19 protein-coding genes are annotated in these 18,190 nt (G+C 60.3%); 8 read left to right on the top strand and 11 right to left on the bottom strand.

Features of this window, described 5'->3' with window-relative positions; all coding sequences use genetic code 11:
- Positions 1-115: 115 nt before the first annotated feature.
- The 3 genes from ACP7D9_RS23890 to ACP7D9_RS23880 all read right to left on the bottom strand — a co-directional run bounded on the left by ACP7D9_RS23890 (position 116) and on the right by ACP7D9_RS23880 (position 2,009).
- Positions 116-808: an anti-sigma factor gene (locus ACP7D9_RS23890; RefSeq protein ID WP_426159787.1), complete on the bottom strand. Its 693-nt coding sequence runs from the start codon at positions 806-808 to the stop codon at positions 116-118.
- Positions 805-1,332: a sigma-70 family RNA polymerase sigma factor gene (locus ACP7D9_RS23885; RefSeq protein ID WP_313001962.1), complete on the bottom strand. Its 528-nt coding sequence runs from the start codon at positions 1,330-1,332 to the stop codon at positions 805-807. The genes ACP7D9_RS23890 and ACP7D9_RS23885 overlap by 4 nt, the downstream gene beginning before the upstream one ends.
- Positions 1,333-1,487: 155 nt before the next feature.
- Positions 1,488-2,009, bottom strand: a complete 522-nt coding sequence (locus tag ACP7D9_RS23880; protein ID WP_101159199.1) for a DUF3455 domain-containing protein — start codon at positions 2,007-2,009, stop codon at positions 1,488-1,490.
- A 290-nt stretch (positions 2,010-2,299) separates the two neighbouring features.
- Between ACP7D9_RS23880 and ACP7D9_RS23875 the strand changes: the two genes are divergently transcribed.
- Positions 2,300-2,923, top strand: coding sequence for a glutathione S-transferase N-terminal domain-containing protein (locus ACP7D9_RS23875; protein WP_426159786.1), 624 nt, complete (start codon positions 2,300-2,302; stop codon positions 2,921-2,923).
- Positions 2,924-3,055: 132 nt separating this feature from the next.
- On the opposite strand, the gene ACP7D9_RS23870 is transcribed toward ACP7D9_RS23875, so the two are convergent.
- On the bottom strand, positions 3,056-3,496 hold the full coding sequence (locus ACP7D9_RS23870; protein ID WP_016775372.1) for a CBS domain-containing protein: 441 nt from the start codon (positions 3,494-3,496) through the stop codon (positions 3,056-3,058).
- Between the two features lie 198 nt (positions 3,497-3,694).
- Between ACP7D9_RS23870 and ACP7D9_RS23865 the strand changes: the two genes are divergently transcribed.
- On the top strand, positions 3,695-6,055 hold the full coding sequence (locus ACP7D9_RS23865) for a DNA polymerase II (protein WP_426159785.1): 2,361 nt from the start codon (positions 3,695-3,697) through the stop codon (positions 6,053-6,055).
- On the opposite strand, the gene ACP7D9_RS23860 is transcribed toward ACP7D9_RS23865, so the two are convergent.
- The 3 genes from ACP7D9_RS23860 to ACP7D9_RS23850 form a co-directional block, all read right to left on the bottom strand.
- Complete coding sequence (locus ACP7D9_RS23860) at positions 6,020-6,490, bottom strand: DUF1810 domain-containing protein (RefSeq protein ID WP_426159784.1); 471 nt, start codon at positions 6,488-6,490, stop codon at positions 6,020-6,022. The two genes, ACP7D9_RS23865 and ACP7D9_RS23860, sit on opposite strands and share 36 nt — an antisense overlap.
- A 24-nt stretch (positions 6,491-6,514) precedes the next feature.
- Entirely contained in the window at positions 6,515-7,336 is an 822-nt protein-coding gene (locus ACP7D9_RS23855; protein WP_397480021.1) for an aldo/keto reductase, read from the bottom strand.
- Between the two features lie 146 nt (positions 7,337-7,482).
- On the bottom strand, positions 7,483-8,631 hold the full coding sequence (locus ACP7D9_RS23850) for an aldose epimerase family protein (protein ID WP_426159783.1): 1,149 nt from the start codon (positions 8,629-8,631) through the stop codon (positions 7,483-7,485).
- A 339-nt stretch (positions 8,632-8,970) separates the two neighbouring features.
- Here ACP7D9_RS23850 and ACP7D9_RS23845 point away from each other — a divergent pair, with 339 nt between their 5' ends.
- The 3 genes from ACP7D9_RS23845 to ACP7D9_RS23835 all read left to right on the top strand — a co-directional run bounded on the left by ACP7D9_RS23845 (position 8,971) and on the right by ACP7D9_RS23835 (position 10,991).
- On the top strand, positions 8,971-9,720 hold the full coding sequence (locus ACP7D9_RS23845; protein WP_101159193.1) for a hypothetical protein: 750 nt from the start codon (positions 8,971-8,973) through the stop codon (positions 9,718-9,720).
- 151 nt (positions 9,721-9,871) lie between these two features.
- Positions 9,872-10,657, top strand: a complete 786-nt coding sequence (locus ACP7D9_RS23840) for a sulfite exporter TauE/SafE family protein (protein ID WP_426159782.1) — start codon at positions 9,872-9,874, stop codon at positions 10,655-10,657.
- 7 nt (positions 10,658-10,664) lie between these two features.
- Entirely contained in the window at positions 10,665-10,991 is a 327-nt protein-coding gene (locus tag ACP7D9_RS23835; RefSeq protein WP_426159781.1) for a hypothetical protein, read from the top strand.
- Between the two features lie 34 nt (positions 10,992-11,025).
- Here ACP7D9_RS23835 and ACP7D9_RS23830 read toward each other — a convergent pair whose 3' ends face one another.
- Complete coding sequence (locus tag ACP7D9_RS23830) at positions 11,026-11,169, bottom strand: hypothetical protein (protein ID WP_256589834.1); 144 nt, start codon at positions 11,167-11,169, stop codon at positions 11,026-11,028.
- 194 nt (positions 11,170-11,363) lie between these two features.
- Here ACP7D9_RS23830 and ACP7D9_RS23825 point away from each other — a divergent pair, with 194 nt between their 5' ends.
- Positions 11,364-11,933: a DUF4174 domain-containing protein gene (locus tag ACP7D9_RS23825; protein ID WP_313001997.1), complete on the top strand. Its 570-nt coding sequence runs from the start codon at positions 11,364-11,366 to the stop codon at positions 11,931-11,933.
- Positions 11,934-12,019: 86 nt separating this feature from the next.
- Here the strand turns inward: ACP7D9_RS23825 and ampC are convergent, their stop codons facing one another.
- Complete coding sequence (ampC, locus tag ACP7D9_RS23820; protein ID WP_426159780.1) at positions 12,020-13,186, bottom strand: class C beta-lactamase; 1,167 nt, start codon at positions 13,184-13,186, stop codon at positions 12,020-12,022.
- 160 nt (positions 13,187-13,346) lie between these two features.
- Here ampC and ACP7D9_RS23815 point away from each other — a divergent pair, with 160 nt between their 5' ends.
- The gene (locus ACP7D9_RS23815) at positions 13,347-14,234 is read left to right on the top strand and encodes a LysR family transcriptional regulator (protein WP_426159779.1); all 888 of its coding nucleotides are present in this window, start codon (positions 13,347-13,349) and stop codon (positions 14,232-14,234) included.
- Positions 14,235-14,338: 104 nt separating this feature from the next.
- On the opposite strand, the gene gudD is transcribed toward ACP7D9_RS23815, so the two are convergent.
- The gene (gudD, locus tag ACP7D9_RS23810; protein WP_101159187.1) at positions 14,339-15,682 is read right to left on the bottom strand and encodes a glucarate dehydratase; all 1,344 of its coding nucleotides are present in this window, start codon (positions 15,680-15,682) and stop codon (positions 14,339-14,341) included.
- 25 nt (positions 15,683-15,707) lie between these two features.
- Positions 15,708-17,054, bottom strand: a complete 1,347-nt coding sequence (locus tag ACP7D9_RS23805) for an MFS transporter (RefSeq protein WP_426159778.1) — start codon at positions 17,052-17,054, stop codon at positions 15,708-15,710.
- Between the two features lie 356 nt (positions 17,055-17,410).
- On the opposite strand from ACP7D9_RS23805, the gene ACP7D9_RS23800 reads away from it, so the two are divergent.
- Entirely contained in the window at positions 17,411-18,124 is a 714-nt protein-coding gene (locus ACP7D9_RS23800; protein WP_101159185.1) for a FadR/GntR family transcriptional regulator, read from the top strand.
- The last annotated feature ends 66 nt before the right edge of the window (positions 18,125-18,190 follow it).

Here is an 18,190-nt window from a genome sequence, read left to right as displayed (position 1 = left end):
GTATGGAGCTGATGTTACGCCCGGAATTTTTTATGAGAACTTCATTGCCGTGATGGTGAACATCGACAGCGATGATGGTTAATGTAGGAGCCTTCGGCAGCTCCTACAGAGCACATTACAAGACTTTGACGGCACGCCCGATCGCCTGAATCGGCCCTGTCGGTTTGCCGATCGGCGAGCCGTTGGCGCCTTCCAGGGTCAGCTCAAACAGCTGGTTGGGTTGCAACGCAGGAAGTTTGTCCAGCGGCACCGACAACGCCTGCCCCGGTTTGACCAGACCGAGGGAAACCGGCCCCGACCAGCCGTCCGCCTTGGTCCAGAATTCCAGCGCCTTGTCCGCCGGCACCTCGACCACGCCCAGCGGAATCAACTGGATCTCGCGCGCATTGCTCGCCTGAATCACCCAGCCCGGCGCTTTGTCTTGCGGCGCCACGAGCACCACCAGATAACTCGGTGTCGGCGCAGTCCGGGTCAGCAGGATCGTGCCGAGGATCAATGTCGCGGCCAGGCCTGCGGCGCTTAAACCGCGCCACAGCGGCAGCAGGTTCCACCACGACGTCAGGGGTTTTCTCACCGTCAGCCGTTCGAGGCTGCGTTCGATACGCGGCCATAGCTGCACCGACGGCTGCTGTGGCTCGGCCAGATCAGTCAACTCCAGCAGGCGCCGCTCCCACGCATCCACTGCCGCACGAAGTTCAGGCTCGTTCGGCAGGCGCCGTTGCACCTCGATGCGCTGCTCGAACGACAAAGTGCCGAGCACGTATTCGCCAGCCAGTTCATCCCGTTCCTGCGCTGATTCGCCGGTCATCCCATGCACTCCCGCAAAGCATTGAGGCTGCGCTTGATCCACGCTTTGACCGTGCCCAGCGGCGTGTCGAGGCGTGCGGAAATCTGCGCGTGGCTGTAACCGTCGACGTAGGCGTGGAGAATGCAGGTGCGCCGCTGCGGTTCCAGTTGTTCCAGGCAGCGATGAATGCGCGCCGAGTGAACATCGATCGCCTCATCCGGCGCCGCTGCCTCATGTTCCTCACTGAACGGCGTTTCCCTGCTTTGCTTGCGCAACTGATTCAAGGCCAGATGCCGGGTCACGCTGAACATCCAGCCTCGCGCCGAACCGCGCGCCGGATCGAACCCGGCGGCGCCGTTCCAGATCTTGATGAACGCCTCATGGACGATGTCCTCCGCCAGCGCCGTATCGCGCACCAGACGCTTGGCCACACCGAGCAGGCGCGGGCCTTCCTGCACGTACAAATCGCGCAGAGCCGCGCGCTCGCCCCGGGCACAGGCTTTGAGGCGGGCTTCGTAATCGAACTGGGGATCGGGTAAAGGCATGGGGTGCAATCTAGCTCACATTTCCCAAAATCACACAGAACCTGTGGGAGCGGGCTTGCTCGCGAATGCGGTGCATCAGGCACTTATAGGCTGGCTGACGCAACGCCTTCGCGAGCAAGCCCGCTGCCACATTTGGATCTCCAATGATGCCCAGGTCAGTTAGCCGCCCAGAAAATATAATCCGCCTGGTACTTCACCACTTCCTGCTTGCCCTTGTTCGCCATCGTGCATTCACTGCCCGGCGCCACGCCGCCCTTGAGCGCAACACGCTGGATGTAGCTGACGCCGGTCATCGCGCCTTTGCCTTCGGCCGGGTTGGCCTTGACCAGTTGATAGGGCAGGTTGCCCGGGCTCGACGGCGCCACGGCCAATTGTGTGCCGGTGACTTTCGAACCGTCCTTGGCTTGCCAGGTCGCTGGCGGGCCGAAATAGCTGCCGACCTGTTTACCGCTGCGATCGTTAAGCACTGCTTTGGGGCCGACAAAAGTCCACTCGGTCTGCCCGGCCATATTGGGCTTGTCGCGGCATTCATAGGTAATCTCGCCAACGCCGGTGGTTTCCAGGGCAATCTTGTGCCCGTCCGGCACCTTGATCGCGTCGGGATAACTGCTCTGGGCGAAGGTGGTCGCCGTGAAGGCGAGCAAACCGGTGAGGCCAATCAGCTGGGTGATGTTCATCCGATGATTCTCCGAAAAAGGTAGAGCGCTGACAGCACAAGAGTGGCTGTTACAGGGACTACCCGTGGCGAAGGCGATTGGATGCAGTGCCGGAAAAATAAATTTCAAACCCCACCGATTTCCCCTGTGGGAGCGGGCTTGCTCGCGAAAGCGTCAAGTCAGGCGATATTTACGTCACAGGCAAACCGCATTCGCGAGCAAGTCCGCTCCTGCAGGGCTTGCGTCGGAGACTTTTACACCCGAGCCACAGCCATCTACCCTGTGCAAAGGCCTTATCGGGGGAAACGCACATGTACCAACTCTATGGGCACAAGAACTCCGGCGCGGCCGCCATCGAGGCGGCACTGGAACTGTGCCAGATCGCCTACCGGTTCATTGATACCGAAGCCAGCGCCGAGGCCGACGAGGCGCTGGGCAAACTCGATCCGCTGAAGCAGATACCGACCTTGCAACTGCCGGACGGCAGCGCGATGACCGAAAGTGCGGCGATCCTGATTCATCTGGGCCTGACGTTTCCTGAGTCCGGTCTGCTACCCAGCGAGGCTGCCAATCGTGATCAGGCGATTCGCGGCCTCGCCTATATCGTCAGCAATTGCTATGCAGCGGTCGGCATAATCGATTACCCCGAGCGCTGGCTGAGCACGCCCGACGAAACCGCGCGGCAGAACCTGATCGCCGGCACGCGCCAGCGCCTGCACTTCAGTTGGGAGGTGTTTGCCGATCAGTTTTCCGGCGAGCTGTATCTGGATGACGAAACGCCCGGCGCACTGGATGTGCTGGCGGCAGTGGTGAGCCGCTGGGCCGGCAGCCGTGAACATCTGCGCCAGACGCGACCGGGTTTTTACGCGTGGCTGCAAAGGATTGACCGGCACCCGGTGCTGGCACCGGTATTCGAGCGGCATTGGCCTGCGTGAACACCAAAAAAACCTGTGGGAGCGGGCTTGCTCGTGAAAGCGGTAGGTCAGCCAAAGTTGTATTGACTGACCTACCGCCTTCGCGAGCGAGCCCGCTCCCACATGGCCAAATGGTGGTCGGAAGATCGAAAGTTATTCCCCGCGAATATACTGCTCCAGCTGTTTGATCAGCTCAGCCTGTTCGGCGATCGCTTCTTTGACCAGGTCGCCGATCGACAGCAGGCCGATCAACTGGCCGTCCTCGACCACCGGCAAGTGGCGCAGCCGTTTGTCCGACATGATGCCCAGGCAGGTATCGACGGTCTGGCGGGTGTCCACGGTGATCACGTCCTTGACCATGATGTCGCGCACCGGTGTACCCACCGAGGAGCGGCCGTGCAGCACCAGTTTGCGGGCGTAGTCGCGTTCGCTGATGATGCCGACCACCTTGTCGTCTTCGACCACCAGCAAGGCGCCGACGTTTTTCTCGGCCATCTTCATCAGCGCTTCAAGCACCATATGATCGGGTTTGATCTGGTGCACTTCCTGATTTTTCTGATCTTTGAGCTTGAGCAGTTGGGCGACGGTCTTCATGGCGGTTACTCAGGTGTTGTCGTTGTTCATCAAGCATCGTAGACGCAGCCGCGCAGGGCAAGGTGGCAAAGCGGCAGTTAGCGTGCAAAAAACGCCATTTGCCGGGTTTTTCTGCAGATCAGCAGCGTCTTTCGCCAAGGCCAGGCGCAGCAATGCCGCGTAGAATGTCGGTCGGTTTGATTGTTTGAGGTCGCAGTGGTGGATTTACAGCAGGGCTTCGTCCTGACCCGGCATTGGCGCGATACGCCGGCCGGCACCGAAGTGGAGTTCTGGTTGGCGACCGACGCCGGGCCACGCCGTGTGCGCCTGGCGCATCAGCCGTCGGTTGCGTTTATACCCGTCGCACAGCGCGAAGCGGCCGAGCATTTGTTACATGGCGAAAAAAATGTCGAACTGCGCCCGCTCGCACTGCAGGATTTCCAGCATCGCCCGGTGCTCGGTCTTTATTGCCAGCAGCACGGCCAGTTGATGCGCCTCGAAACCGCGCTCAATCGCGCCGGTGTCGATGTGTTTGAAGCCGATGTGCGCCCACCGGAACGCTATCTGATGGAGCGCTTCATCACCGCGCCGGTGTTGTTCGACGGTACGCCGGATGCCGATGGCGTGCTGATCAATGCCCAGTTGAAACCTGACCCCGGCTACCGGCCGAAACTACGGCTGGTCTCGCTCGACATCGAGACCACCGAGAACGGCGAGTTGTATTCGATTGCCCTGCAAGGTTGTGGCGAGCGGCAGGTGTACATGCTCGGCGCGCCGAACGGCGACGCGAGTATTGTCGATTTCGATCTTGAATACTGCGACTCGCGCACACTCATCCTGAAGAAACTCAACGACTGGTTCGCCCGCCACGACCCCGACGCGATCATTGGCTGGAACGTCGTGCAGTTCGACCTGCGCATCCTCCACGAACATGCCCGGCGTCTTGGCGTGCCGCTGAAAATCGGCCGTGGCGGCGAAGAAATGCAATGGCGTGAACACGGCAGCCGCAATCATTATTTCGCCTCGGCAGCGGGGCGGCTGATCATCGATGGTATCGAGTCGTTGCGTTCGGCGACCTGGAGCTTCCCCTCGTTCAGCCTGGAAAACGTCGCGCAGACCCTGCTCGGCGAAGGCAAGGCGATCAACAATCCGTACCAGCGCATGGACGAGATCAACCGTATGTTCGCCGAAGACAAACCGGCGCTGGCCAAGTACAACCTCAAGGACTGCGAACTGGTCACGCGGATCTTCGCCAAAACCCAATTGCTGACGTTTTTGCTCGAACGCGCCAGCGTCACCGGTTTGCCGGCCGATCGCAGCGGCGGTTCGGTGGCGGCTTTCACCCATTTGTACATGCCATTGATGCATCGCCAGGGCTTCGTTGCGCCGAATCTGGGCACTAACCCGCCGCAGGCCAGCCCCGGCGGGTTTGTCATGGATTCACGGCCGGGGCTGTACGAATCGGTACTGGTGCTTGATTACAAAAGCCTTTACCCGTCGATCATTCGCACGTTTCTGATCGACCCGGTGGGCTTGATCGAAGGCCTGCGTCACCCGGACGACGCCGACTCGGTGCCGGGTTTCCGTGGCGCACGCTTTTCGCGTACCCGACATTGCCTGCCGTCGATCGTGGCGCGGGTGGCCGAAGGTCGCGAAACCGCCAAGCGCGAACACAACGCGCCGCTGTCCCAGGCGCTGAAAATTATCATGAACGCCTTCTATGGCGTGCTTGGCTCCAGCGGGTGCCGTTTTTTCGATACCCGGCTGGCCTCGTCGATCACCTTGCGCGGCCACGAAATCATGCTGCGCACCCGCCAGTTGATCGAAGAGCAGGGCTACGCGGTGATTTATGGCGACACCGATTCAACCTTCGTCTGGCTGCGCAGGCTGCACGGCCAGGAAGAAGCGGCGCAGATTGGCCATGCGCTGGTCAAACACGTCAACGATTGGTGGCGCGCGCATGTGCGTGAGGAATACGGACTGGACAGCGCGCTGGAATTGCAGTTCGAGATTCACTACAAGCGCTTTCTGATGCCAACGATTCGCGGCGCGGAGGAGGGCAGCAAGAAGCGCTACGCCGGCCTCGTCACCCGCGCTGATGGCACGGAGGAAATGGTCTACAAGGGTCTGGAAACCGTGCGCACCGACTGGTCGCTGCTGGCCAGGCAATTCCAGCAGGAACTGTACGAGCGGATTTTCCAGCGCAAGCCGTATCAGGATTACGTCCGTGACTACGTGCGCAAGACCCTCGCTGGCGAGTTCGACGATCGGCTGATCTACCGCAAGCGTCTGCGCCGTACCCTCGACGATTACGAACGCAACGTACCGCCGCACGTTCGCGCGGCGCGGCTGGCCGACGACTATAACGCCGAGCAGGGTCGGCCCCGGCAATATCAGAACGGCGGCTGGATCAGCTACGTCATCACGCTGGCCGGTCCCGAGCCACTGGAAGTGCGCCGCGCCGCCATCGACTACGACCATTACATCACCCGCCAACTGCAACCGGTGGCGGATGCGATTCTGCCGTTTGTCGACGACGACTTCTCAACCCTGATCGGTGGGCAACTGGGCCTGTTTTGAGTCGAGCAGTTGCAGCGTCCACTCGTCGAGAATGCCGTGGAAGTAACGCTCCAGCGCCTGATGGAACAAGCTGTCCTCGACGCTGAACTGGGCGAACAGGGTCATCGAAGAGTGGAATTTCAAGTCATCGGGGTGGCCGAAAATCTCGGCAATCGAACGCTGCGGCACGTTGAGCACCAACTGCGTGCAGGTGCGCAGTCGCGCACCGAGCGGTTCGTGGGCGAGATAGGCTTGCGCTTCCTCGGCTGAACCAATGGCATAGCGCCGGGCCATTTCGCTGCCGCCCAGCCCGGCGAATTGTGGAAAGACGAACCACATCCAGTGGCTGCGCTTGCGGCCCGATTCAAGCTCACGCTGGACCCGTTCGAACACCGGGTCCTGTGCCTGAACGAAACGTTGCAGTTTGTACGGGTCGTGCAGATCTGTGCTTCTCATCGCGAAGCCCTCGCAGTCGGCGGCTCAGACCATGGCCAGCCGCTGCTTGCGTTGTGGCGCCGGGAACACTTTGTCCAGCGCCGTCAAATCCCCGGCCTCCAGTTGCAGCTGGACCGCCCCGGCATTGAGTTGCACATGCTCCGGACGCACAGCCTTGGGAATCGCAATAACCCCATCCTGACGCAGCAGCCACGCCAGCGAAACCTGCGCCGGGGTGGCGTTGTGACGGCTGGCGATCTCTTGCAGCACCGGCTCGGCGAGCATTGCACCGCCCTGGCCGATCGGGCAGTACGCCATCAGCGGCAGGCGCTGGTGCTGGCACCACGGCAGCAGATCGAACTCGATGCCGCGCTCTTCGAGGTTGTACAGCACCTGGTTGGTGGCGCAGGCCGAACTGGAGAGTTCTTCGAGGTCGTCGACATCGAAATTCGACACGCCCCAACGGCCGATCTTGCCGTCCTCACGCAGGCGTTCGAAGGCTTCTACGGTTTCCTCCAGAGGGTACTGACCGCGCCAGTGCAATAAATAGAGATCGATGTAATCAGTGCCGAGCCGACGCAAACTGCGCTCGCAGGCTTGCGGGATGCCCTGGCGGCTGGCGTTGTGCGGGTAGACCTTGCTGACCAGAAAGACTTGATCGCGCAGACTGGCGATGGCTTCGCCGACCACTGTTTCGGCACCGCCCTCGGCGTACATCTCGGCGGTGTCGATGAGGGTCATGCCCAGCTCGATGCCGGTGCGCAGCGCCGCCACTTCACGCGCGTGCGTCGAACGATCCTCGCCCATGCGCCAGGTGCCCTGACCAATCACGGGAACCTGCACGCCGGCCAACTCAAGGGTACGCATTCAAACCTCCTCCCTTAAAGAATGGGTGTCTTTAGTGGGCAGCAGAATAGCGTTGGGGTTCAAAAAGCAAAAAAGACCGCAGCGGTCCGCAGCTCCTACAAGATAGTTCCCACGCAGAGCGTGGGAACTATCATGCGGCGTGGGCCTTACTTGGCGGAGAACTTGAGGATTACGCTGTGGGCATAAGTCTGCCCCGGATCAAGTCGCGTGCTCGGGAAGTCCGGCTGGTTCGGCGAATCCGGATAGTGCTGGGTCTCGAGGGTGAACGCGCCCCAGTGTGGATAGACCTTGCCGCCCTTGCCCTTTACCGTGCCATCGAGGAAGTTGCTGGTGTAGAACTGCACGCCCGGCTCGCTGGTGAACAGTTGCAGCACACGCCCGGATTGCGGGTCGCTGACTTCGGTGGCGACTTTGCTGATATCGCCCTTGCTGTCCAGCGCCCAGTTGAAATCGAAGCCACCCTGTTTCGGCTCGGCAAATTTCAGCTGCGGATGATCGGCCTTGATGTGCGTACCGATTGCCGTCGGTCTGGTGAAGTCCATCGGCGTGCCGGCCACGGGCGCCAGCTCGCCGGTCGGGATCAGTTTGGCGGTGACCGGCGTGTAATGGCTTGAGTTGATCATGGCCACTTGCTTGAGAATGTCGCCATTGCCGGCACCGGCCAGGTTGAAGTAGCTGTGGTTGGTCAGGTTGAGCACGGTCGGTTTGTCGGTGCTGGCCGTGTAGTCGATGCGCAGCTCGTTATTTTCGGTCAGGCGATAGGTGACTTCGGTGGTCAGATTGCCCGGGAAGCCCATTTCACCATCGGCCGACAGGTAGGTCAGGGTTACGCCCACCGAATCCTTGTCTTTGGTTTCCTTTGCCTTCCAGACTTTCTTGTCGAACCCCTCGGGCCCGCCGTGCAAGGCATTGGATTTGTCGTTCTGCGGCACTTGATAGCGTTTGCCATCGAGTTCGAACGCACCTTCGGCCAGCCGATTGCCGAAGCGGCCGATGGTCGCGCCGAAGTACGCAGCGCCTTTCTGATAGCCCTGCACATCATCGAAACCCAGCACGATATCGTCGAACTTGCCGTGCTTGTCCGCAACTTTCAGCGCTTGCAGGGTCGCGCCGTAGGTGATGACGGTGGCTTGCATGCCGTGGCTGTTGCGCAGGATGTACTGCTCGACGGGCGTGCCGTCATTGGTTTTGCCGAAGGCTTTGTGTTCGGCGGTCAGGCCCGCCGCATTGGCAGAGAGGGTAGCGATCATCAGGGACAGTCCGAGGCCGGAGAGCAGGTGACGGGATTGAAGCATGGTTGACCTTCCTTTTTGTTGTTGTTTTAAACACCGAAATCCCCTGTAGGAGCTGCCGCAGGCTGCGATCTTTTGATTGTGATTTTTTAAGGCAAGATCAAAAGATCGCAGCCTTCGGCAGCTCCTACACGTAACTAGTCATGCTATTTATGGGGAGCAACAGGATTTATAGCGGATTTACCGGTATTGGCAAATATAAAGTCCGACTAATTAATGTGGCGAAAAGCGCCGAAGGTCGGCTCACTGCCCAGGCACTGCACTTTTTCGAAATCGGCGGCTCTATGCATGGCCAGGATGCGGTGACTCCCGCCGCACAGCCAAGTGCCCGTCCGAGATTTCATGCCGAGTGTTTTTGCCCTGACCACCGCCGCCCACCGCCGCCTGTGCCTGCTGCTGGCCTGCCTGTTGTCGCTGTTGGTCAGCGGCTGTAGCCACCAGAATGGCAACGGCTTCTTCAACCAGATGCGTGAAGGGCAGCCGCAGGAATTTCTGCAGACCAGCGTCGACCGCATGGCCACCCTGGCGATGCGCGACAACCTTGACAGCCTCTACCGGCTGATGGGCAAGCTCTATCTGCGCAACCCCGAAGAGCTGCGCAAGTCCGGTTTCCTCAACATCAACACCGCCGTGAAACAGGTACGCCTCGCCGTCGAGCAACAGCAGCCGCTGCCCGTGCTGGGCGGGCGCAAGGACCTGGCGGCGCTGAGCTATGCGATGAGTCCGGAGTTCCTTGGTGATCGCGTCGGCGCGTTCATTTATGCGATCGGCAGCATGCTGGTCACTGCCCACGGCAATCGCACCGAGTTCTACATGACCGACGCGATCAACCCGACCTTCGTGCACAACGCTGCGCGCAACATCGAAAAAGCCATGTGGATCTTGTCGCAACGGCAGAACAAGGATGGTCAGCCATTGCTGTTCTCCAATGAAATATCGGAGGAGGGCAGCAACCTCAGCTTCGCCACTGAATTCAGCAAAATCGTCGCGCGCCTGGATCTGCTCACGCAGATGCTCGATGAGCGCTATCGCAGGATCGGCCTGAATTACGCGCAGAGTCTGTTGTTCTTGAATTTCCTGCCGGTGCAGTGAGCCCCCGCAGGTTTCCTGTAGCACAAAGATCCACCGTGGTGTCTGCGGCAAATTCGATATGGCATAACGATAGACCGCATCGATATATGTGGTTATAAGAAAAATCGCTATGCTGCGGGCCAGATTTTCCTGTCGTTTTCTGGACGTATGAATGGAATTGGCAAATTTCGGCCTGGTGATTGCCGGGCTGGTGGTGGGGTTCATCGTCGGCATGACCGGTGTCGGCGGCGGTTCGTTGATGACGCCGATTCTGCTGTGGTTCGGCATCAACCCGGCGACGGCGGTGGGTACTGACCTGTTGTACGCCGCGATCACCAAATCCAGCGGCGTCCTCGTTCACAGGAAGAACAAGAACATCGACTGGGCCATCACCGGCTGGCTGACTCTCGGCAGCGTACCGGCCGTGGCCATGACCCTGTGGTTCCTCAGTGCCCTGCACACCGTGCCGGACGCGATGAACGCCATTATCAAACAGGCGCTCGGCTTCGTCCTGTTCGCCACTGCCCTGGCAATTTTCTTTAAGAAACGCTTGCTCGAATTCGCCCACAGACGCGCCGGCGGCAACTACAACCCGAGCGGTTCGCGCCTGAATGTCATGACGGTGATCACCGGTCTGATCCTCGGCACCATGGTTGCTCTGACCTCGATCGGCGCCGGGGCACTGGGCACCGTCGCGCTGTTCATCCTCTACCCGTTGCTGCCAACCCGCCGCCTGGTCGGCACCGAAATCGCCCATGCGGTACCGCTGACCCTCGTCGCCGGCCTGGGCCACGCAAGCATGGGCAACATGGACTGGGGCGTGCTCGGCTTCCTGCTGGTCGGCTCGCTCCCGGGCATCTGGCTCGGCAGCCACCTGACCGGGCGCATCTCCGACGAAGTCCTGCGCCCGTGCCTGGCGACGATGCTGGTGTTGATTGGTTACAAGTTGGCGTTCTGATCCGTCGATGAATGAAACCTATGTCCACTGCGAGGGCCGTCTCGCCATCACCGTCGAGCCGCGTGAGATGCGCATGAGCCATTGGCTCTATGCGCCGCAGTTAGTCGATCTGCAGCAGCAAAAAGTGCTGCTGGATCTGAGCGAGAGTCTGTGGGATTTGCTCAGTACCGTCGACGAGACCGCCAGTGGTATCGAGCTGGTGCTGCGCAAGTACCCTGGCGATCGGGCGTCGGTGAGGTTGAGGGTTGATCTCGATAGCGGTGAACTCAAGCTCGGAGGACAACCCGTCGACCCCTCGCAATTGCTCTCGGCACTCGATTCAGCGCTGGAGTGAGACGGCGCCTTGCAGCGAGCCACCTCACCACGGGTTAGCGCTGAATGACGGATTCGCGCATGCGCTCGATGCGATCCTCGACAGTTTGTCCGGGGCGAAACTCACCCCATTCCTTGAAATTGAGCGTGGCCAGCTCTTCAATAAATTCGGGGTGATCGCACAGAAAATCGATGTGCATGCGGGTGAACTCCATTTCTTTGGCAGAACGGCCACCCTAGTGCGCTCATGGCTGTTAATCAAATCGACGTAGCGTTTGCGCAAAGCTTTCCCTGACCTAAGCTTCTGACAGGGCAATACCTTTTTGCCAGACGCCGCCGGAACAATCACCACGATGCGCAATCAGTAGTGCGTGGATATCAAAAGGAGATGCGCATGCTCATCAGGTCCCTGACCCTGACCCTCTTGCTGGCGATCGCCGGCCCCTTGTTCGCCGCGGACAGCGATTCACCCCTGGCCGGGGACGTGGGCCGCGCCCGCCCGCTGATCGTGATTGCGCAAAGCACCGTCGACCCGGTGTGGCTGAGCCTGAAAAAGTCCCTAGAAGACCCGGCCAACAAAAAGGGCGTCACCGATCGCAACATCAAGGTCTACACCATCCTCAGCATGTCCGGCCAGCTCGACGGCAAGGACTTGGGCCAGCAGGACACCATGGCGCTGCTGCGTTCGCTGAAACTGGGCGCAGGGGCTTATCCGAAAGTGTTCCTGGTGGGCAAGGACGGCGAAACCAAACTCTCCGCCTCGGGTGACGAGGCCAAGGCATTGAGCTTGGCGAAAATCTTCGAAACCATCGACGCCATGCCCATGGCCGAAAAAGAAGCCGCCGCTGCGGCCGCCGCACAGACTCCCGTCGCTACCGAACCGGAGCCGGCCAAAGGCGCGAAGGGCACCAAGCCAGGCAAACCAGCGAAACCGAGCAAACCGCCGCAAATGCCGGATGATTGATCGGCGGCCGTAAATGCTTTGCAAACGAAAGGGGCGAGAGAATTCATTCTCTCGCCCCTTTTTACATTGGCTGCGATCGTTTGCTTTTAGTCCACCAACGCCGCGAATACCGTATGCGCAATCTTCACCCGTTCGGCATTCGGATAATTCTTGTTGGCCAGAATCACAATGCCCATGTCCCGCGATGGCACAAACGCTACATAGGCGCCAAAGCCTCGCGTGGAACCGGTTTTGTTGAACAGCACGTTGGCCGGCTCAGTTTGCGGCGGGGTCAGCCACTCGACGGTGTGCGGCTCCACGGCCATGGGGGTCGAGTTGCCGTTCTGCAGTTTCTCCAGGCTGATCGGGTATGGGTAGCGTTCCCAGCCCAGGCCTTGGGTCATGTCGCCGACGCGGTAATAACCGATGTGGGTGTTGGCGATGGCGTTGTGCAGTTCAGGCGCGAGGCTCGCTGGTTTCAGCTGTGCCTGAACGTAACGCAGCAGGTCGGCGGCGCTGGTTTTGATGCCGTAGGCTTCGGCGTCGAGGGCACCTGGGCTGACGCGCACCGGTTGATCGGCGCTGTCGTAGCCTTGGGCGTAGAGCTTCGATTGCGCTGGCGGCACGCTGAGGAAGGTGTGCTGCAAGCCGAGTTTCGGCAGCAGCGTCTGGGTCATTGCCTGCTCGAAGGGCTGGCCGAGGCTTTTCGCCGTCAGGTAGCCGAACAGGCCCAGGCTCGGGTTGGAATACAGGCGATGGCTGCCGGCAGGAAACTGCGGTTTCCATTGTTGGTAATAGCCAAGCATCTTGTCGGAAGAATCCGCTTTGGCGGGAAATTGCAGCGGCAGGCCGCCAGCGCTGTAGGTGCCCAGTTGCAGCACGCTGATGTTGTCGAAGGCGCTGCCCTTGAGCTCTGGCCAAAGCTGGCTGGCCTTGCTCGACAGGTCGAGTTTGCCGATGGCCTGGGCGTAACCGGCGAGGGTGGCGGTGAAGGTTTTGCTCACCGAACCAACCTCGAACAGAGTGTTTTCGCTGACCTTTTGCCCGGCGTCCTTGTCGGCGACTCCGTAGTTAAAGTAATGCGTCTGACCTTTTAGCGTCAGCGCGACAGTCAGTCCCGGAATGGTGTTTTGCTGCATCACCGGGGTCACGGCTTGCGTGACCAGTGCCTGTAATTGCGCATCCGTCGGCGTGGCGGCATGGCAGGCGAGGCTGCTGAAGAACAGGGCGAAAATGCTGTAAGAAGAGACCTTGCTCGTTTTGAAGGAACACATGAGTGAATCACTCTCCATGAGTGTCGATGGCTGTATCCCGCTACACTGCGGGTGATTTTTTCATCGGGCGGCTGATCAGCGCGGCCAATTTAGGCACTTTGCCGACCCACGGCAAACGATGAAAACTCGCACGAGCCATTAGAAAAATTCGGGACAACGCATGATTCGACCTCAATTGCCCCTCAACGCACTGCGCGCGTTTGAAGCTTCTGCACGTCATCTGAGTTTCACCCGCGCTGCCGTCGAACTGTGCGTGACGCAAGCGGCGGTCAGCCATCAAGTCAAAAGCCTGGAAGCGCAACTCAACCTGACCCTGTTCAAACGCCTGCCTCGCGGGCTGATGCTGACCAGTGAAGGTGAAACCTTGCTGCCGATTCTCAGCACCTCATTCGACAACATCGCACAGATGCTTGAGCGTTTGGCCGGTGGGCAGTATCGCGACATGCTGACAGTCGGCGCCGTGGGTACGTTTGCGGTGGGCTGGCTGTTGCCGAGGCTGGCGGACTTCCGGGAGAAATATCCGCTGATCGACTTACGCCTCTCGACACATAACAACCGCGTGGACGTAGCGGCGGAAGGTCTGGATTACGCGATTCGTTTCGGCGCTGGCGCCTGGCATGGCATCGAGGCGACACGCTTGCTCGATGCGCCGTTGTCGGTGTTGTGCGTGCCGCAAATCGCTCGGCAATTGCATTCGCCGGGCGATCTGCTGCAACAGACTTTGTTGCGTTCCTATCGCACCGATGAATGGCCGCAATGGTTTCAGGCGGCAGGCCTGGCGACGCAAGCCGCACCACCGCAGAGCATCGTTTTCGACTCATCGCTGGCGATGATGGAAGCGGCATTGCAGGGCGGCGGCGTGGCGTTGGCGCCACCGCTGATGTTCGCCCGGCAACTGGCGGCAGATGCGATTTGCCAGCCGTTTGCGCTCGAGATCACCACGGGCAGTTACTGGCTGACGCGGTTGCAGTCGCGAGCGGAAACGGTAGCGATGAAGGCGTTCAAAACCGGGCTGCTGCAGATCTCAAGGCTGAAAACCGATTTGTAAGAGCTGCCGAAGGCTGCGATCTTTTGATCTTCAAAACAGAATCAAAAGATCGCAGCCTTCGGCAGCTCCTACTCCCACAATTGAAATCAGCGGCGCCTGCTAGATCACCGCACCAGGCACGGCCGCTTGTTATCGAATTTCCACCCCGCAATCAGAAACTGCATCGCGACGCTGTCATCCCGCGCGCCGAGGCCCATGCCTTTGTACAGTTCGTGGGCCTTGGCCACTTGATCCATGTCCAGCTCCACGCCAAGTCCCGGTTTCTGCGGCACTTGCACGCAGCCGTCGACAATTTGCAGCGGTGCCTTGGTCAGGCGCTGGCCGTCCTGCCAGATCCAGTGAGTGTCGATGGCCGTGATCTCGCCCGGTGCGGCAGCGGCGACGTGGGTGAACATGGCCAGGGAAATATCGAAGTGGTTGTTGGAATGCGAGCCCCAGGTCAGACCCCACTCGTGGCACATCTGCGCCACGCGTACCGAACCCTGCATGGTCCAGAAGTGCGGGTCGGCCAGCGGAATATCCACGGACTGCAACTGGATCGCGTGGCCCATTTCGCGCCAGTCGGTGGCGATCATGTTGGTCGCGGTTTTCAGGCCCGTGGCGCGGCGGAATTCAGCCATCACTTCACGGCCGGAATAGCCGTTCTCAGCACCGCACGGGTCTTCGGCGTAGGCGAGCACGTGATGTTGATCACGGCACAAACGAATCGCTTCTTTCAGCGACCAGGCGCCGTTCGGGTCGAGGGTGATCCGCGCGTCGGGGAAGCGCTCGGCGAGTGCCGTCACCGCTTCGATCTCGGCATCGCCACTGAGCACGCCGCCCTTGAGTTTGAAATCCTTGAAGCCGTACCTGGCGTGCGCCGCCTCGGCCAGACGCACCACCGCTTCGGCAGTCATGGCTTTCTCGTGACGCACACGGAACCAGTCGTTGTCGGCCTCCGGTTCGCTGCGGTAGGCCAAGTCGGTCTCATGCTGATCGCCGACGTAGAACAGATAGCCGAGCATTTTCACTTCATCGCGCTGCTGGCCTTCGCCGAGCAGCGCCGCCACCGGCACGTCGAGGTGCTGGCCGAGCAGGTCGAGGAGGGCGGCTTCCAAACCGGTGACCGCATGGATGGTGATGCGCAGGTCGAACGTCTGCAGACCACGGCCGCCGGCATCGCGGTCGGCGAAGGTCTGGCGCACCTGATTGAGGATTTTCTGGTAGGTGCCGATCGGGCTGCCGACCACCAGATTGCGTGCATCTTCCAGGGTCTGGCGAATGCGCTCGCCACCGGGCACTTCGCCGACGCCGGTGTGGCCGGCGTTGTCCTTGAGGATGACGATGTTGCGGGTGAAAAACGGCCCGTGGGCGCCGCTCAGGTTGAGCAGCATGCCGTCGTGACCGGCCACCGGTATGACCTGCATGTCGGTGATGATCGGAGCTTTGGCGGTGTCGTGAACAGTCATTGTTGTTTTCCTTGTCGAGACGAAGTCAGGCGTGTTTCGGCGCGGCGTCGGCCACAGCCTTTTCAGCAGCGGGTTTGGGCGTGGTGCGCGCGGCGAAGACGATGATTGCGGCGATGATCGAGGTTGCGGCCAGACCATAAAGACCGCCCTGAATCGAGCCGGTGTGTTGCTCCAGCAGGCCGAACGTGGTCGGCGCAACGAAGCCGCCGAGATTGCCTACCGAGTTGATCAGCGCGATGACTGCCGCTGCGATGCGCGCATCCAGATAGGCCTGGGGGATCGGCCAGAACAGCGATGAGGCGGATTTGAAACCCAGTGCCGCAAAGCAGATCGCGACGAAGGCAAAGATCGGCCCGCCAGTGGTGGACATGAACATCCCCGCTGCGGCAATCAACAGCGCCGTGGCGACCCACGCTTGCTGGTGTTTCCACTTCGCCGACAGCGACGCGAAAGCGTACATGCCGACGATCGACAGCAACCACGGAATCGAGTTGAACAGGCCGACCTGCACGTCGCTAAGTTCGCCCATCTTCTTGATGATGCTCGGCAGCCAGAAAGTCGCGGCGTAGATGGTCAGCTGAATGAAGAAGTAGATCAGGCAGAACAGAATGATCTGCCGGTCCTTGAGCAGTTTGCCCAGCGACGGCCGGATCGGCGTTGCGGCTTCGCGGGCCTTTTGCTCGTCGTCGATGGCGCTGACCAGCGCATCCTGTTCGGCGCGGGTCAGCCATTTCGCGTCGTGGGGTTTGGCATCCAGCCAGAACCAGACAAAGACGCACAGGCACACCGAGAACATCCCTTCGATGAAGTACATCCACTGCCAGCCGTGCATGCCCATGCCGTTGATCTGCAGGAGCAGGCCGGACAGCGGGCCGGAAATCAGCGAGGCCACGGCCGAGCCGCTGAGGAAGATCGCGATCGCCTTGCCGCGTTCGACGCCGGGCAGCCAGCGGGTGAAGTAATAAATCACCCCGGGAAAGAACCCGGCCTCGGCGACACCGAGCAGGAACCGCAGGATATAAAAGTGGGTTTCGTTCTGAATGAACGCCATGCAGGCCGCGACCACGCCCCAGGTGAACATGATGCGAGTCAGCCAGATGCGTGCGCCGACTTTCTGCAGAAGCATGTTGGACGGCACTTCGAACAGGGCGTAACCGATGAAGAACAGCCCGGCGCCGAAGCCATAGGCGGCAGCACCAATGCCCAGATCGGTTTCCATGTGTGTGCGGACGAAGCCGATGTTCACCCGGTCAATGTAATTGACGATGAACATGATCACGAAGAGCGGCAGGACGTGGCGTTTGACTTTGGAGATGGCTGAGGCGAGCGTCGGATCGACGCTTTCCTGCATCCCCGAGACGGAGGTTTTCACTTGTGTTTCTCCCACTGATTATTTTTATGCGGGTAGGGCCGGGTGGTGCGTTGTTGCTAGACATCATACAACTGAGTATTTTTGTCCTACAAGTGGGGAGGGGCGATTAAATTCTTCTGTTCGTGCGGTTTCTTATGCGATAACTGGATAGCGGCCCGTATTTACTGGCTGTTTCGCTAGGTGGGCGGAGCGCTTCTTTGAATGTGGCCAATGATGGACATTGGCAGCCCCGCCTCAAAATACCCGAGATAATTGAGTGTTGTCATACAAGTTGCTGAACCATCAACCGCTAAAATCCATCTCAACCGTCACGACGCAGTGCTACGATCGGCCAGCCCCGATCACCGGAACCGATCATGCAAGAAGACCTCGACGCGCCCGCGCGCAAACGCACGCACAACCTCGCTCATGACTTGGTGGAAAAGCTCACCCAGAGCATCCTGCTGGGACAACTGTTGCCCGGTGACAAACTGCCGTCGGAGAACGCCATCGTTCAGGAGCATGGTGTGAGCCGCACGGTGGTGCGCGAGGCGATTTCCAAGTTGCAGGCCTCGGGGCTGGTGGAGACGCGCCATGGCATCGGCACTTTCGTCATCGAGCGCGCAGCGGAGCAGGGCCTGCGCCTGAATGTCGACACTGCACTTGGCGTGCGCAGCATTCTCGAGTTGCGCATGGGCCTGGAGACGCAAGCGGCGGCGCTGGCGGCGCAGCGGCGCAGTGAGCAGCAGTTGCAGCAGATGCGTCAGGCGCTGGATGACTATCAGCGGCTGCTGGCCAACAACGACAGTTGCGTGGAAGCTGATCGGCGCTTTCATCTGCTGATCGCCGAGGCCACCGGCAACGCTTGCTTCAGCGAGATCATGCAGCACCTGGGCAGCGCGATGATCCCGCGTAATCGGCTCAATGCCGCCGAGCGCGGCGCGGCGGATCTGAGCAAACTCGGGCATCTGGCCAATCTGGAACACGAGGCGATTCTGAATGCGATCAAACGTCAGGACGCCGACGCTGCCCGCGCCGCGATGTGGCTGCACCTGACCAATAGTCGCGATCGCTTTATCGCCCGGAGTTGATGCCGCTGGTCTGATCTATCGCACGCCGTCGATGGCCGCGCTTCCAAACCATACGCCCCGGATAAT

This window comes from Pseudomonas sp. TSRC2-2 (assembly GCF_049897785.1).
GTDB lineage: Bacteria > Pseudomonadota > Gammaproteobacteria > Pseudomonadales > Pseudomonadaceae > Aquipseudomonas.
Note: the sequence above shows the minus strand (reverse complement) of the source record. Positions and strands in the feature narration are given on the sequence as shown.